This window comes from Gordonia sp. GONU (assembly GCF_024733855.1).
GTDB classification, from domain to species: Bacteria; Actinomycetota; Actinomycetes; order Mycobacteriales; family Mycobacteriaceae; genus Gordonia; species Gordonia amicalis.
This window is the reverse complement of record NZ_JANRHB010000046.1, coordinates 18,271-31,726: the sequence shown is the minus strand read 5'-3', so window position 1 is coordinate 31,726 and position 13,456 is coordinate 18,271. Positions and strand designations below refer to the sequence as shown.

Genomic DNA, 13,456 nt, shown 5'->3' with positions numbered 1-13,456 from the left:
TGGCGTGTTCCTTTCGCAGACGGGACAATCCAGCTGCCGACAGACCAGTCGCGATGTCCTCGATCGCCACTCCGAGGCCGCCGCCGGCGGCGGCCGCCGCGAGCGCATTGGGAACCTGGTGCTCACCGCGCGCCCCCAGGCGCACGTCGGTGGAACCCCACGGCGTGTGCAGACGGAAGGATGCCCGCAGCTCGTCGTCGACGACGATGTCCGAGGCGTATACGTCGGCATCGGGCGACAGGCCGTACCGCAACACCCGGGCCGAGGTGCGGTCCGCCATCGCCGCCACATAACGGTGGTCGGCGTTCAGAACGGCGATCCCGTCGGCCGGAAGGGACTCGACCAGCTCGCCCTTCGCGCGGGCCACCGACTCGATGTCCCCGAACAGTTCCAGATGCACGCCTTCCACGCGGGTGATGACGCCGACGGTCGGCCTCGCGATGGAGCACAGCAGGTCGATGTGGCCGATCCCGCGGGCACCCATCTCGAGGACGACGGCCTCGACGTCGTCGGCGGCGCCGGCGAGCGTCAGCGGGAGTCCCAGCTCGTTGTTGAAGGATTTCTCACTCGCCGCGGTCCGATAGGTGGTCTGCAGCACGCCGGCGAGGAGGTCCTTGGTGGAGGTCTTGCCGACCGACCCGGTGATCCCGACGACGCGGTCGGGAATGCGGCGGCGGACCGCGCGACCGAGGTCGGCGAGCGCGAGCGCGGTGTCCGGGACCCTGATGGCGGTGCCGCGCGTGGCCTCGTCCTGCGAGGTGAAGTAGGCCGCCGCGCCGCTTTCGAGGGCCGCCGGGATGAAGTCGTGGCCGTCGCGTTCGGCGACGATCGGCACGAACAGCTGCCCCGGCCGGACGCTGCGCGAGTCGATGCTCGCCCCGTCGACCTGCACGTCGGGACCGATCAACTCGCCACCGACCGAAGCCGCGATCTCACTCGCCAAGAAATGCACGACCTCACGCTAGCCGACGGCCCGTGCACGGCTCCCCCGCCGCCCGCGGTGCTGACCTCGATACTCGTGTCGAAATCCACAACCGGCCACTCCACCCCGAGAACTCGGTGGCCCGGGGCCGTATCGTGACATGCATGTCTTCGCGGCTCCTGCGTCTGGTCGTCCTCTACGGCGGGGTCTCCGCCGAACACGATGTGTCACGGGTCACAGCCGCGCACGTGCTCGCCGCCGCCGACCGGGCGAAATACGACCTGGTCCCCATCGGCATCGCCAAGGACGGGACCTGGCTGCGGAACGACAAGGCGATCGCCGCGATCGCCGACGGCACCGAGCTCCCCGACGTCCTGGAGGTGGCGGGCACCGTCGTCGACCCGCTGGCCGAACTCCGCGGTCACGCCGACGAGGCGATCACCGTCGTGCTGCCGCTGCTGCATGGTCCGCACGGCGAGGACGGCACCATCCAGGGGATGCTCGAGCTGTTCAAGCTGCCGTACGTCGGCGCCGGGGTGCTCTCGTCTGCGCTGTGCATGGACAAGGCGATGGCGAAGATCGTCGCTGCGCAGGCCGGCATCCCGCAGTGCCGCTGGGTCGAGTTCCGCGACGGCGTCGACGACCCGGACACCATCGTCTCGCGGGCCGTCGACGAGCTCGGACTCCCGGTGTTCGTGAAGCCTGCGAACCTCGGATCGTCGGTCGGCATCACCAAGGCGCACGACGAGCGCGAGTTGGACTCCGCCATCAACCTGGCCCTTCGCTACGACGACGTGGTGATCATCGAGGAGAACATCACCGGTCGCGAGATCGAGGTCGCCGTCCTCGGCGACACGGCCCCCGAGACCTCGGTTCCCGGCGAGATCGAACCCGGCAGCGAGTTCTACGACTACGAGGACAAGTACGTCACCGGCGCCGCCCGGCTCGTCATCCCCGCGGTACTGCCGGACGACGCGATCGCCGAGGTCAGGGAGCTCGCCGCCCGGACGTTCACGGCGATGCGATGCACCGGCATGGCGCGGGTGGACTTCTTCTACGAGGCGGCCGGGCGAGGGTGGCTGCTCAACGAGGTCAACACCATCCCCGGGTTCACGCCCGGCTCGATGTACCCGAAGCTGTGGGAGGCCACCGGGGTGTCCTACCCCGACCTCATCGACCAGCTCGTCACCTTCGCGCTCGAGGTCCACCGGCGGCGCGTCGGGTTCTCGACCGAACACTGAGCTGCCCCTCCGGGCGTGCCGGACCCCCGTCCGCACGGCACCGACGGCCGACGCGCGGGCCAAGTCACCCGAACCCGGCGTCGAACGGCGGTAGCATCGCACGCGTGACCCCCACCCAGGCTGCCCGGTCGCTGCGCGTGCTGGTCTATTCCGACGATTCCGAGACCCGGGCCCAGGTCATCGGTGCACTCGGCACCCGGCCGTCCCAGAGTATCCCCGAACTCAGCTTCATCGAAGTCGCCACGGCTCCAATGGTGTTCGCCCAGCTCGACGCCGGCGTGGTCGACGCGGTGATCGCCGACGGCGAGGCATCCCCGGCAGGCGGGATGGGGATCGCCAAGCAGATGAAGGACGAACTCGACCCCAGCCCTCCCGTCCTGGTGCTGCTCGGCCGCGCCGACGACCGCTGGCTCGCCGAATGGTCGCGGGCCGACGCCGTCGCGCAACTTCCGGTCGACCCTCTCGGGCTCCCGGAGGCCTTCGTCGAGATGGTCGAGAAACGCCGAAACGTCTGAAACAGGTGACTCCCGCGGGACGAACACCTAGGCTTGTGGTGCAGCTCACAACCGCGTCCGGAGGTTCCGACCGAACCCCTGACACGGGCAGGACAATCGCCGAGCCGGAGCCGCCCACCAGGTGTTTCCGGCCGACCGGAGCGAGGAGGAGTCCACGCTTTGAACGCCTACGTCCCGATCATGATCCTCGGGGCAATCGGCGTGGCGTTTGCCGTTTTCAGCGTCTTCATCGGCGTCGCGATCGGTCCGAAACGGTACAACCGCGCCAAACTCGAGGCGTACGAGTGCGGCATCGAACCGGTGGGACAGAGTCTGCTCACTCCCGCCTCCCGTCGCGGAGGCGCCGGCCCCACCTTCACCGGACCGATCCAGCGAGTGCCGGTCAAGTACTACCTCACCGCGATGCTGTTCATCATCTTCGACATCGAGATCGTCTTCCTCTACCCCTGGGCCGTCGCCTTCGACTCCTTCGGCTGGTTCGGCCTCGCGGCCATGCTCTTGTTCATCGTCAATGTCTCGGTCGCCTACGCCTATGAATGGCGCCGCGGCGGACTGAGCTGGGACTGAGGACTTTTCACCCGGTCAAGCGTCTGCAAGGAGGTCAGTCATGGGACTCGAGGAACGACTCCCCAGCGGTTTCCTGCTGAGCACCGTCGAGGATCTCGCCGGCTTCATGCGCAAGGGTTCGCTGTGGCCGGCCACCTTCGGGCTCGCCTGCTGCGCAATCGAGATGATGTCCACCACGTCGGGCCGGTACGACCTCGCACGGTTCGGCATGGAGGCCTTCCGCGCATCCCCGCGGCAGGCGGACCTGATGATCGTCGCCGGTCGCGTGAGCCAGAAGATGGCGCCGGTCCTCCGGCAGATCTACGACCAGATGGTCGAACCGAAATGGGTTCTGGCGATGGGGGTCTGTGCATCGTCCGGCGGGATGTTCAACAACTACGCGATCGTCCAGGGTGTCGACCACGTCGTACCCGTGGACATCTACCTCCCCGGTTGTCCGCCCCGTCCCGAGATGCTGCTGAACGCAATTCTCAAGCTGCACGAGAAGATCCAGGAGATGCCGCTCGGGGTGAACCGCGAGGAGGCCATCTGGGCAGCGGAACGTGCTGCGTTGCAGTCGACTCCGACCATCGAGATGAAGGGGCTGCTGCGATGACCGAACTCGGCATGCCCGACCCCCATCCCCGAGACCTCAAGCCACCCGACCCCGAGGTCATCGGCGTCCGCCACGGGCTGTTCGGCGCACCCGGCACGGGCGACACCTCCGGATACGGAGGACTGATCGATCCGATCACCCTGCCGCCCAGTTCGACTCGCCCCTACGGCAGCTATTTCGACGAGATCGCCGACGTCCTGGAAGCCGAGCTCGGCGACACCTACGACGCCGCCGTCGAGAAGGTGGTCATCTTCCGCGACGAGATGACCGTCCACGTCGCGCGGGAACATCTGCCCTCGGTCGCACTCACCCTCCGCAACGCACCCGGGCTGCGGTTCGAACTGTGCCTGGGGGTCAACGGAGTCCACTACCCCGGTGACACCGACCGTGAACTGCACGCCGTCTATCCCCTGGCCTCGCTGACCCACAACCGCCGCGTGCGCCTCGAGGTGTCGGCGCCCGACGCCGATCCGCACATCCCGAGCATCTGCGACATCTACCCCACCAACGACTGGCACGAACGCGAGACCTACGACTTCTTCGGCATCGTCTTCGACGGCCACCGATCGCTGACGCGCATCGAGATGCCCGATGACTGGGAGGGACATCCACAGCGCAAGGACTACCCGCTCGGCGGAGTACCCGTCGAGTACAAGGGAACCCGCGTCGACCCACCAGACCGGAGGAGGTCGTACAGCTGATGCCCGACACAGCCACCGGATCGTCGAAACCCCGATCCTCCTCCGCACGCGGGGAGACACCGCCGCGCACCTACACCGTCTCGGGACAGGACTGGGATTCCATCGTCTCCGACGTCCGCACCCGCGCCGAACAGCAACCCGGCGACGAACGCATCGTCGTCAACATGGGGCCCCAGCACCCGTCGACGCACGGCGTCCTGCGCCTCATCCTGGAGATCGAGGGCGAGACGGTCACCGAGGCACGCTGCGGAATCGGATACCTGCACACCGGGATCGAGAAGAATCTCGAGTACCGGAACTGGATGCAGGGGGTCACGTTCGTCACCCGGATGGACTACTTGTCGCCGTTCTTCAACGAGACCGCATACTGCCTCGGCGTCGAGAAGCTCCTCGGGATCACCGACGACATCCCGGAGCGTGCCACCGTCATCCGCGTCATGCTGATGGAACTGAACCGAATCAGCAGCCACCTCGTGGCACTGGCGACCGGGGGTATGGAACTCGGCGCCGTCACCGCCATGTTCCTCGGGTTCCGGGAGCGCGAACTGATCCTCGACCTCTTCGAACTCATCACCGGTCTGCGTATGAACCATGCCTACATCCGCCCCGGCGGGGTGGCCCAGGACCTGCCGCACGATGGACCCGAACAGGTCGCCAAGGTCCTCGCAGAACTTCCGGGACGCCTGGACGAGCTCGGAGATCTGCTGAACGACAACTACATCTGGAAGGCACGGACCCAGAACGTCGGATACCTCGATCTGACCGGCTGCATGGCGCTCGGCATCACCGGACCGGTCTTGCGGTCGACCGGCTATCCACACGATCTGCGAAAGTCGCAGCCGTACTGCGGCTACGAGACCTACGACTTCGACGTCATCACCGCCGACACGTGTGACTCGTACGGACGCTATCTCATCCGCGTCAAGGAGATGCGCGAGTCGATCCGCATCGTCGAACAGTGTCTCGAACGGCTCCGTCCCGGCCCGGTGATGGTCGCCGACCGGAAGCTGGCCTGGCCGGCGGATCTCGCGCTCGGCCCCGACGGTCTCGGCAACTCACCCGAACACATCGCCCGGATCATGGGTACCTCGATGGAGGCGCTGATCCATCACTTCAAGTTGGTCACCGAGGGTATGCGGGTGCCGGCCGGGCAGTGCTACATCGCGGTCGAGTCCCCACGCGGTGAACTCGGTGTCCACCTGGTCAGCGATGGCGGCACCCGACCCTATCGCGTCCACTTCCGCGATCCGTCGTTCACGAATCTGCAAGCGGTGGCGGCGATGTGCGAAGGCGGCATGGTCGCCGACGTGATCACCGCGGTGGCCAGTATCGACCCGGTGATGGGAGGCGTGGACCGATGACCGATCCCGTATTCGTGGACCTTTCCACCTCCCCGCCGACCGAGGACGCCGCGCCCGCACAGTGCACCCCGGCGCCGACCATCACCTTCGATGGCCCGTCGGCATATCCGACCGAGGTCGCCGAACGCCTCGCCGAGCAGGCGGCGCCGATCATCGCGCGCTACCCGCAGGCGCGGTCAGCGCTTCTGCCCCTGCTCCACCTGGTGCAGTCCGAGGACGGTCACATCACCAGGGCGGGCATCGAATTCTGTGCGGGTCAGCTCGATCTGACTGCGGCACAGGTCGCCTCGGTCGCGACCTTCTACTCGATGTACCGCCGTTCGCCGACCGGCGAATACCTCGTCGGCGTGTGCACCAACATGTTGTGCGCCACCCTCGGCGGCGACGAGATCCTCCGCGCGGTCTGCGACCACCTCGGTGTCCAGCCCGGGGACACCACCTCGGACGCCCGCATCACGGTCGAACACGTCGAATGCAACGCCGCCTGCGATTTCGCGCCCGTGGTGATGGTGAACTGGGAGTTCTTCGACAACCAGACACCGGAGTCGACGATCGAACTCGTCGAGGACCTCCGTGCCGGTGTCACCGTCGAACCCGCCCGCGGCACCGGGAGGGTGCGCTCGTTCCGCCAGACCGAACGCGAGCTCGCCGGCGCCGCAACCGCAACGCCTCCCCCGCCGGTTGAGCCGGCACCGAGCGCAGCGAAGCCACCCCCGCCGGTTGAGCCGGCACCGAGCGCAGCGAGGAGCCGCGTCGAAACCCCCGAACCACCCGAACCCGATCCGCCGGAAACCCCGGTCCTGTCCCGCCACTGGGACGAGCCCGAGTCCTGGTCCCTCGCGAATCATCTGCGCCACAACGGCTACCGCGGCCTGCGTACCGCGCTCGACACCCCACCCGCCGACGTCATCGAGATGGTCAAGGCCTCCGGCCTCCGGGGACGCGGGGGTGCCGGTTTCCCGGTCGGGATGAAGTGGTCGTTCATCCCCCAAGAAGAATCTCCCGACGCCGAACCGTCGATTCCGCACTACCTCGTGGTCAACGCCGACGAATCCGAACCCGGCACCTGCAAGGACATGCCGCTCATGCTCGCGACGCCGCACACCCTGATCGAGGGGGTGATCATCGCGGCGTATGCCATCCGCGCGCATCATGCGTTCATCTACGTTCGGGGGGAGGTCGCCTCGGTTCTGCGGCGGCTTCGCACCGCGGTCGACGAGGCATACGCCGCCGGCTATCTCGGCACCGACATCCTGGGGTCGGGCTTCGACCTGGAGCTCGTGGTGCACGCCGGCGCCGGCGCCTACATCTGCGGGGAGGAGACGGCCCTCCTCGACTCGCTCGAAGGCCGTCGCGGCCAACCACGCCTCCGCCCGCCGTTCCCGGCGGTCGCCGGTCTGTACGCCAGTCCGACCGTGGTCAACAATGTGGAATCCATTGCGAGCGTGCCGTCCATCATCCGTAACGGCGTCGACTGGTTCCGCTCGATGGGTACCGAGAAGTCCCCTGGTTTCACCCTGTACTCGCTGTCCGGCCATGTCACGCATCCGGGCCAGTACGAGGCACCGCTCGGTATCACCCTGCGGCAGCTCCTCGAACGCGCCGGCGGCGTACGCGCCGGACACGAACTCAAGTTCTGGACCCCGGGCGGGTCGTCGACGCCGCTCCTCACGCCGGAGCATCTCGACGTCCCACTCGACTACGAGGGAGTCGGTGCCGCGGGCTCCATGCTGGGCACCAAGGCTCTTCAGATCTTCGACGAGACGACATGTGTCGTCGGCGCGGTCCTGCGCTGGACCGAGTTCTACGCGCACGAGTCGTGCGGAAAGTGCACACCGTGCCGCGAGGGCACGTACTGGCTGGTGCAACTACTTCACCGGCTCGAGCACGAGGGCGGCACCACCGCCGATCTCGACACCCTCGCCGACGTCACCAACAGCGTCGTCGGAAAGTCGTTCTGCGCGCTCGGCGACGGCGCGGGCAGCCCGATCGTGTCCTCGCTGGAGTACTTCCGGGAGGAGTACCTCGCTCATCTCGACCACGGTTGTCCGTTCGACCACTCGTTGTCGACGGTCTTCGACTCACCGGGCGGCAATCCGACGGGAGGTGTCCGATGACCCTCACACACGGTAGCGATCCGACGACCGGGGCCGACCTCGTCGGGATCACCATCGACGGGCACGAGGTCCGGGTTCCGAAGGGCACCCTGCTGATCCGCGCCGCCGAACAGATCGGCGTCACCATCCCCCGCTTCTGCGACCACCCGCTGCTCGACCCGGTCGGCGCCTGCCGCCAGTGCCTCGTCGAGGTCGAGGGTCAGCGAAAGCCGCTGGCGTCGTGCACGACAACGGCCACCGACGGGATGGTCGTCCGGACGCAGCTCAGTTCCCAGATCGCCGCCGATGCCCAGCGGGGCGTGATGGAACTGCTGCTGATCAACCATCCGCTCGACTGCCCGGTGTGCGACAAGGGCGGCGAGTGCCCGCTGCAGAACCAGGCCATGTCGGCCGGCCGCAGCGAGTCTCGGTTCGACGGCGTCAAGCGCACGTTCACCAAGCCGGTCCCGCTGTCGTCCGAGGTCCTGCTCGACCGCGAACGATGTGTGCTGTGCGCCCGGTGCACGCGGTTCTCGACACAGATCGCGGGCGACCCGCTCATCGAGCTCGCAGATCGCGGTGCGCTGCAACAGGTCAGCATCTATGAGGACGAACCGTTCGACTCGTACTTCTCCGGCAACACCGTGCAGATCTGCCCGGTCGGCGCGCTGACCGGTGCGCAGTACCGGTTCCGTGCAAGGCCTTTCGACCTGGTCTCGACACCGAGCGTCTGCGAGCACTGTGCGAGCGGATGCGCCCAGCGCACCGATCACCGGCGCGGCCAGGTGCTCCGCCGCCTCGCCGGCGACGACCCCGAGGTCAATTCCGAGTGGAACTGCGACAAGGGGCGATGGGCGTTCGCGTATGCGACCGCGGCCGACCGTCTGACCTCTCCCCTGATCCGCGACCGGCACGGCGAACTGCGGGAGGCGTCGTGGGCCGACGCGATCCGCGTTGCTGCGGAGGGGCTCTCGGCGACCATCGGAAACGTGGGTGTCCTGACCGGCGGACGTCTCACCGTCGAGGACGCCTACGCCTACTCACGATTCGCCCGCACGGTCCTGAGGTCCGACGACATCGACTTCCGTGCGCGCGCCCACAGCACCGAGGAGGCGTCCTTCCTCGCGAGCCGGGTCGCGGGGCGCGGGCTCGAGACCACCTACGACGACCTGTCCGCCGCGCCGGCGGTGCTCCTCGTCGGTGTCGAACCCGAGGAAGAATCCCCGATCGTCTTCCTTCGCCTCCGTCGCGCGGTACGTACCAACCGGCAGCGGGTGGCCACCGTGGCGCCGTACGCGAGCCGCGGAGCGCAGAAACTCGATGCGCGACTGTTCCCCACGACGCCCGGTGCCGAGGGGGAGATCCTCACCTCCGCCGAGGTGGCCGACCATCTCCGCGAGCCCGGATCGGTGATCGTCGCCGGTGAGCGGCTCGCCGCCGCTCCGGATGGGTTGCGGGCGGCTGCCGATCTCGCGGACCGCACGGGCGCTCGCATCGCCTGGATTCCCCGACGGGCCGGCGAACGCGGTGCACTCGAGGTCGGCGCGATGGCCGGGCTGCTGCCGGGCGGTCGACCGATCACGGACCGCAGTGCACGCGAATCGGTGTCGGCTGTCTGGGGATCCGACATCCCGACGCGGCCCGGTCGCGACACCACCGGCATCCTCGACGCGGCCCGGTATCACGGGCTGTCACTGGTCGTCGCCGGTGTCGACCTCGAGGATCTCCCCGATCCCGCGGCCGCGAACGAAGCCCTCGCCGCCGCACCGTTCGTCGTGAGTCTCGAACAGCGGCCTTCGACGGTGACACCGCACGCCGATGTGGTGTTCCCGGTCGCGGCGGTGGCCGAGAAGGAAGGCACCTTCGTCGACTGGGAAGGCAGGCCGCGCAGCTTCACCGCCGCGCTCACCGAGTCGGGGCACATCCCCGACCACCGGGTCCTGGACGCCCTGGCCCGGCGTCTCGGCGTCGAACTGCGCTGCGACGGGCCGCAGACCATCCACATGGACCTGCGCCGGATCGGGGCGTGGTCGGGTGACCGCTCGCCCGTCGTCGCTCATGACCGTCCCCTGCGCGCACCCGAGTCCGGTCAGGCCGTGCTGGCGACCTGGCACATGCTGCTCGACCTCGGTCGTCTGCAGGACGGTGAACCGCACCTCGCCGGGACCGCTCGTCCACCGGTCGCACGCATGTCGGCGAGGACCGCCGCCGAAGCCGGTGTCGCGGTCGGCGGGCGGGTCCGGGTCAGCACCGCCGACGGGGAGATCGCGCTGCCCGTCGAATACGCCGACATGCCCGACCGGGTGGTCTGGGTCCCGCTCAACTCGCCCGGATCGCGTGTCCACGCGGACCTGCGGGCACAGGCGGGCGATCTCGTCGCCTTGTCGCCTGCCTCGGCGGCCGACGTCGCCGGAGGCGTCCCGATGAACACCGCCGGAGGCGTCCGATGAACACGCTCACGCTCGCCATCGACTACCCCGACCTCACCGATTTCGGCCACGACCCCATCTGGCTCATCGTCGTCAAGGCCGTCGCCGTGTTCGCGTTCCTGGTCCTCAACCCGCTGGTCGCGATCCTGCTCGAACGCAAGATCATGGCGCGCATGCAAACCCGGATCGGACCCAACCGCGTCGGACCCCGCGGGATTCTCCAGAGCCTGGCCGACGGCGCGAAACTCGCGCTGAAGGAGGGCATCATCCCGACCGGCGTGGACAAGGTGATCTACCTCCTCGCACCGATCATCGCGGTCGTCCCGGCGGTCATGGCGTTCGCGGTGATCCCGTTCGGACCGATGGTCTCGGTGTTCGGCCACGAAACCCCCTTGCAGCTCACCGATCTGCCCGTCGGGGTGCTCTATGTCCTCGCCGTGACATCGGTCGGCGTCTACGGCATCGTGCTGGCCGGCTGGTCGTCGGGCTCCACCTATCCACTGCTCGGCGGGCTGCGGTCCACCGCCCAGGTGATCTCCTACGAGATCGCGATGGGACTCACGTTCGCGGCGGTGTTCCTCGACGCCGGGACGATGTCGACGTCCGGGATCGTCGCGGCGCAGGAACACCACTGGTACTTCCTGCTGCTGCTCCCGTCCTTCGTGATCTACGCGATCTCGATGGTCGGCGAGACCAACCGCGCCCCGTTCGACCTGCCCGAGGCCGAGGGCGAGCTGGTGGGCGGCTTCCACACCGAGTACTCGTCGCTGAAGTTCGCCATGTTCATGCTTGCCGAGTACATCAACATGGTGACGGTCTCGGCCCTCGCCACCACGATGTTCCTGGGCGGCTGGCAGGCCCCGTGGCCGCTGAGTGCCTTCGACTGGGCGAACTCCGGATGGTGGCCCGTCCTCTGGTTCACCATCAAGGTCTGGGCGTTCCTGTTCGTGTTCATCTGGCTCCGAACCAGCCTGCCGCGGTTGCGGTACGACCAGTTCATGAACCTGGGCTGGAAGGTGCTCATCCCGATCTCGCTCGCCTGGGTGATGGTCGTGGCGATCATCCGCGCCTTCGTCGGCGGCGACAACGCCGAACTCATCCGGGCCCTCGTCTCGGCGGGCGCCGGTCTCGTGGTGACCGGCCTGATCGCCTATGCGATCTGGCGGATGATGCGGGTACCGGATGCGCCGGAGACGGCCGCGGAACCCGAACGTCCGGCGGCATTCGACGCCATGGCCGGTGGGTTCCCGATCCCGCCGATGCCCGCACCGGACTCGAGATCGCAGCCGGTCCGCACCGACCCCGAGCTGCCCCTTCCCGCCGATCAGACGCCGAGCAGGGAGACCACCGATGCCTGATTTCCTCAAGCCCGTCAGTGGATTACGCGTCACCTTCGGTGGCATGTTCCAGCCGAGCATCACCGAACAGTATCCCGAGGAGAAACGACCGACCGCACCTCGCTATCACGGTCGGCACCAACTCAATCGGCACCCCGACGGACTGGAGAAGTGCATCGGGTGTGAGTTGTGCGCCTGGGCGTGTCCGGCCGACGCCATCTATGTCGAGGGGGCCGACAACACACCAGACGAACGGTATTCGCCCGGTGAGCGATACGGGCGGGTCTACCAGATCAACTATCTGCGGTGTATCGGCTGCGGACTCTGCATCGAGGCGTGTCCGACGCGTGCGCTCACGATGACCAATGACTACGAACTCGCCGACGACAACCGCGCCGACCTCATCTACGAGAAGGACCGGCTGCTGGCGCCGCTGCAACCGGGCGTCGAACCCCCGCCGCACGCCATGGCACCGGGATCGACCGAGGAGAACTACTACCGGGGCGAGATCACCTCCGACGGCCGGCTGACCCCGCTGCCGACTCCGACGGTGCGCGAGGGCGCACGGGAGCCGCGGCCATGACGCCCGGATCGATGACGACGCTTCTCGCCGACGAACTGGTCCGCACCTCGACCGGGGAGGCCGTGCAGTTCTGGGTACTCGGCGTCGTCGCGGTGGTCGGCGCACTGGGTGTCGTGTTCGCCACCAAGGCCGTGTATTCGGCGATCTTCCTGGCCACGACGATGATCGTTCTCGCGGTCTTCTACGTGGCCCAGGGCGCACTGTTCCTCGGGGTCGTGCAGGTGGTCGTCTACACCGGCGCGGTGATGATGCTGTTCCTGTTCGTGCTCATGCTCATCGGCGTCGATTCATCGGACTCACTCAAAGAGACCCTGCGAGGGCAGCGCGTGGCCGCGTCCCTCGTCGGACTCGGCTTCGGTGTGCTCCTGATCGCGGGGATCGGCAACGCAACCATCGCGGTCACCACCGGCGCCACCGCCCCCGGCGCACTGGCCGATGACAGCAACTACGGCATCGAGGCGATCGCCGAACTGATCTTCGTCCGTTATCTGTGGGCCTTCGAACTGACGGGCGCCCTGCTCATCGCGGCCACCCTCGGCGCGATGGTCTTGGCCCACCGGGAGCGGTTCGGTCCGCGTCTGACCCAGAAGGAGTTGTCGCAGGCCCGGTTCCGTAGCGGCGTCAACCTCACGCCCCTGCCGAGTCCCGGTGTGTACGCCCGCCACAATGCGGTCGACGTCCCGGCGCGACTCCCCGACGGGAGTCCCTCCGACCTCTCGGTGAACGCCATCCTGGCCGCACGCACGTTGCGGCAGAAGAACCCGGAGGGTCCGAAGAATCCCGAGGGCCAGAATCCCGGGGGGCGCGCATGAACCCGGAGAACTACCTCTACCTCTCGGCACTGCTGTTCACCATCGGCGCCGCCGGGGTCCTGCTGCGACGCAACGCGATCGTCGTGTTCATGTGCATCGAGTTGATGCTCAACGCCGCCAATCTCGCCTTCGTCACGTTCGCTCGGATGAACCAGTCCTTCGAGGGGCAGGTGATCGCATTCTTCACGATGGTGGTCGCCGCTGCCGAGGTGGTCGTCGGGCTCGCCATCATCATGACCATCTTCCGATCGCGCCGCTCGGCGTCGGTCGACGACGCGGATCTGCTCAAGCGGTAGA

13 protein-coding genes are annotated in these 13,456 nt (G+C 67.7%); 12 read left to right on the top strand and 1 reads right to left on the bottom strand.

The genetic code is table 11. From position 1 onward, the window contains the following. Positions 1-952 (bottom strand): UDP-N-acetylmuramoyl-tripeptide--D-alanyl-D-alanine ligase (murF, locus tag NWF34_RS23835; RefSeq protein WP_258326282.1); only part of this gene is annotated, 952 nt, incomplete at its 3' end. 134 nt (positions 953-1,086) lie between these two features. Between murF and NWF34_RS23830 the strand changes: the two genes are divergently transcribed. From NWF34_RS23830 to nuoK, 12 genes are all read left to right on the top strand, one after another. Further along, complete coding sequence (locus NWF34_RS23830; RefSeq protein WP_258326281.1) at positions 1,087-2,163, top strand: D-alanine--D-alanine ligase family protein; 1,077 nt, start codon at positions 1,087-1,089, stop codon at positions 2,161-2,163. A gap of 104 nt (positions 2,164-2,267) precedes the next feature. Beyond that, positions 2,268-2,678, top strand: a complete 411-nt coding sequence (locus NWF34_RS23825; protein ID WP_258326280.1) for a hypothetical protein — start codon at positions 2,268-2,270, stop codon at positions 2,676-2,678. Positions 2,679-2,837: 159 nt separating this feature from the next. Continuing rightward, a complete protein-coding gene (locus NWF34_RS23820; protein WP_006435190.1) occupies positions 2,838-3,245 on the top strand; it encodes an NADH-quinone oxidoreductase subunit A in 408 nt (135 codons plus the stop codon). 40 nt (positions 3,246-3,285) lie between these two features. Beyond that, the gene (locus NWF34_RS23815; RefSeq protein WP_006358935.1) at positions 3,286-3,840 is read left to right on the top strand and encodes an NADH-quinone oxidoreductase subunit B family protein; all 555 of its coding nucleotides are present in this window, start codon (positions 3,286-3,288) and stop codon (positions 3,838-3,840) included. Beyond that, a complete protein-coding gene (locus NWF34_RS23810; RefSeq protein WP_258326279.1) occupies positions 3,837-4,541 on the top strand; it encodes an NADH-quinone oxidoreductase subunit C in 705 nt (234 codons plus the stop codon). Before NWF34_RS23815 ends, NWF34_RS23810 begins: the two co-directional genes overlap by 4 nt. Continuing rightward, on the top strand, positions 4,541-5,902 hold the full coding sequence (gene nuoD, locus NWF34_RS23805; RefSeq protein ID WP_238064071.1) for an NADH dehydrogenase (quinone) subunit D: 1,362 nt from the start codon (positions 4,541-4,543) through the stop codon (positions 5,900-5,902). Before NWF34_RS23810 ends, nuoD begins: the two co-directional genes overlap by 1 nt. Next, positions 5,899-8,019 carry an NADH-quinone oxidoreductase subunit NuoF gene (nuoF, locus tag NWF34_RS23800; protein WP_258326278.1) on the top strand — a complete coding sequence of 707 codons (2,121 nt, stop codon included), beginning with the start codon at positions 5,899-5,901 and terminating at the stop codon, positions 8,017-8,019. The genes nuoD and nuoF overlap by 4 nt, the downstream gene beginning before the upstream one ends. After that, the gene (locus NWF34_RS23795) at positions 8,016-10,448 is read left to right on the top strand and encodes an NADH-quinone oxidoreductase subunit G (RefSeq protein WP_258326277.1); all 2,433 of its coding nucleotides are present in this window, start codon (positions 8,016-8,018) and stop codon (positions 10,446-10,448) included. The genes nuoF and NWF34_RS23795 overlap by 4 nt, the downstream gene beginning before the upstream one ends. Further along, positions 10,445-11,785, top strand: coding sequence for an NADH-quinone oxidoreductase subunit NuoH (gene nuoH / locus NWF34_RS23790; RefSeq protein WP_258326276.1), 1,341 nt, complete (start codon positions 10,445-10,447; stop codon positions 11,783-11,785). The genes NWF34_RS23795 and nuoH overlap by 4 nt, the downstream gene beginning before the upstream one ends. After that, positions 11,778-12,347, top strand: a complete 570-nt coding sequence (nuoI, locus tag NWF34_RS23785) for an NADH-quinone oxidoreductase subunit NuoI (RefSeq protein ID WP_006435196.1) — start codon at positions 11,778-11,780, stop codon at positions 12,345-12,347. The genes nuoH and nuoI overlap by 8 nt, the downstream gene beginning before the upstream one ends. Then, positions 12,344-13,159 carry an NADH-quinone oxidoreductase subunit J gene (locus tag NWF34_RS23780; protein WP_258326275.1) on the top strand — a complete coding sequence of 272 codons (816 nt, stop codon included), beginning with the start codon at positions 12,344-12,346 and terminating at the stop codon, positions 13,157-13,159. The genes nuoI and NWF34_RS23780 overlap by 4 nt, the downstream gene beginning before the upstream one ends. Further along, a complete protein-coding gene (nuoK, locus tag NWF34_RS23775; RefSeq protein WP_258326274.1) occupies positions 13,156-13,455 on the top strand; it encodes an NADH-quinone oxidoreductase subunit NuoK in 300 nt (99 codons plus the stop codon). The genes NWF34_RS23780 and nuoK overlap by 4 nt, the downstream gene beginning before the upstream one ends. The last annotated feature ends 1 nt before the right edge of the window (position 13,456 follow it).

What these genes read in the sequence shown, in the direction of transcription:
- nuoI (WP_006435196.1), top strand. Translation starts at nt 11,778, where the DNA reads ATGCCTGATTTCCTCAAGCCCGTCAGTGGATTACGCGTCACCTTCGGT.
- nuoK (WP_258326274.1), top strand. Translation starts at nt 13,156, where the DNA reads ATGAACCCGGAGAACTACCTCTACCTCTCGGCACTGCTGTTCACCATC.
- nuoH (WP_258326276.1), top strand. Translation starts at nt 10,445, where the DNA reads ATGAACACGCTCACGCTCGCCATCGACTACCCCGACCTCACCGATTTC.
- nuoF (WP_258326278.1), top strand. Translation starts at nt 5,899, where the DNA reads ATGACCGATCCCGTATTCGTGGACCTTTCCACCTCCCCGCCGACCGAG.
- nuoD (WP_238064071.1), top strand. Translation starts at nt 4,541, where the DNA reads ATGCCCGACACAGCCACCGGATCGTCGAAACCCCGATCCTCCTCCGCA.
- NWF34_RS23810 (WP_258326279.1), top strand. Translation starts at nt 3,837, where the DNA reads ATGACCGAACTCGGCATGCCCGACCCCCATCCCCGAGACCTCAAGCCA.
- NWF34_RS23815 (WP_006358935.1), top strand. Translation starts at nt 3,286, where the DNA reads ATGGGACTCGAGGAACGACTCCCCAGCGGTTTCCTGCTGAGCACCGTC.
- NWF34_RS23795 (WP_258326277.1), top strand. Translation starts at nt 8,016, where the DNA reads ATGACCCTCACACACGGTAGCGATCCGACGACCGGGGCCGACCTCGTC.
- NWF34_RS23780 (WP_258326275.1), top strand. Translation starts at nt 12,344, where the DNA reads ATGACGCCCGGATCGATGACGACGCTTCTCGCCGACGAACTGGTCCGC.
- NWF34_RS23830 (WP_258326281.1), top strand. Translation starts at nt 1,087, where the DNA reads ATGTCTTCGCGGCTCCTGCGTCTGGTCGTCCTCTACGGCGGGGTCTCC.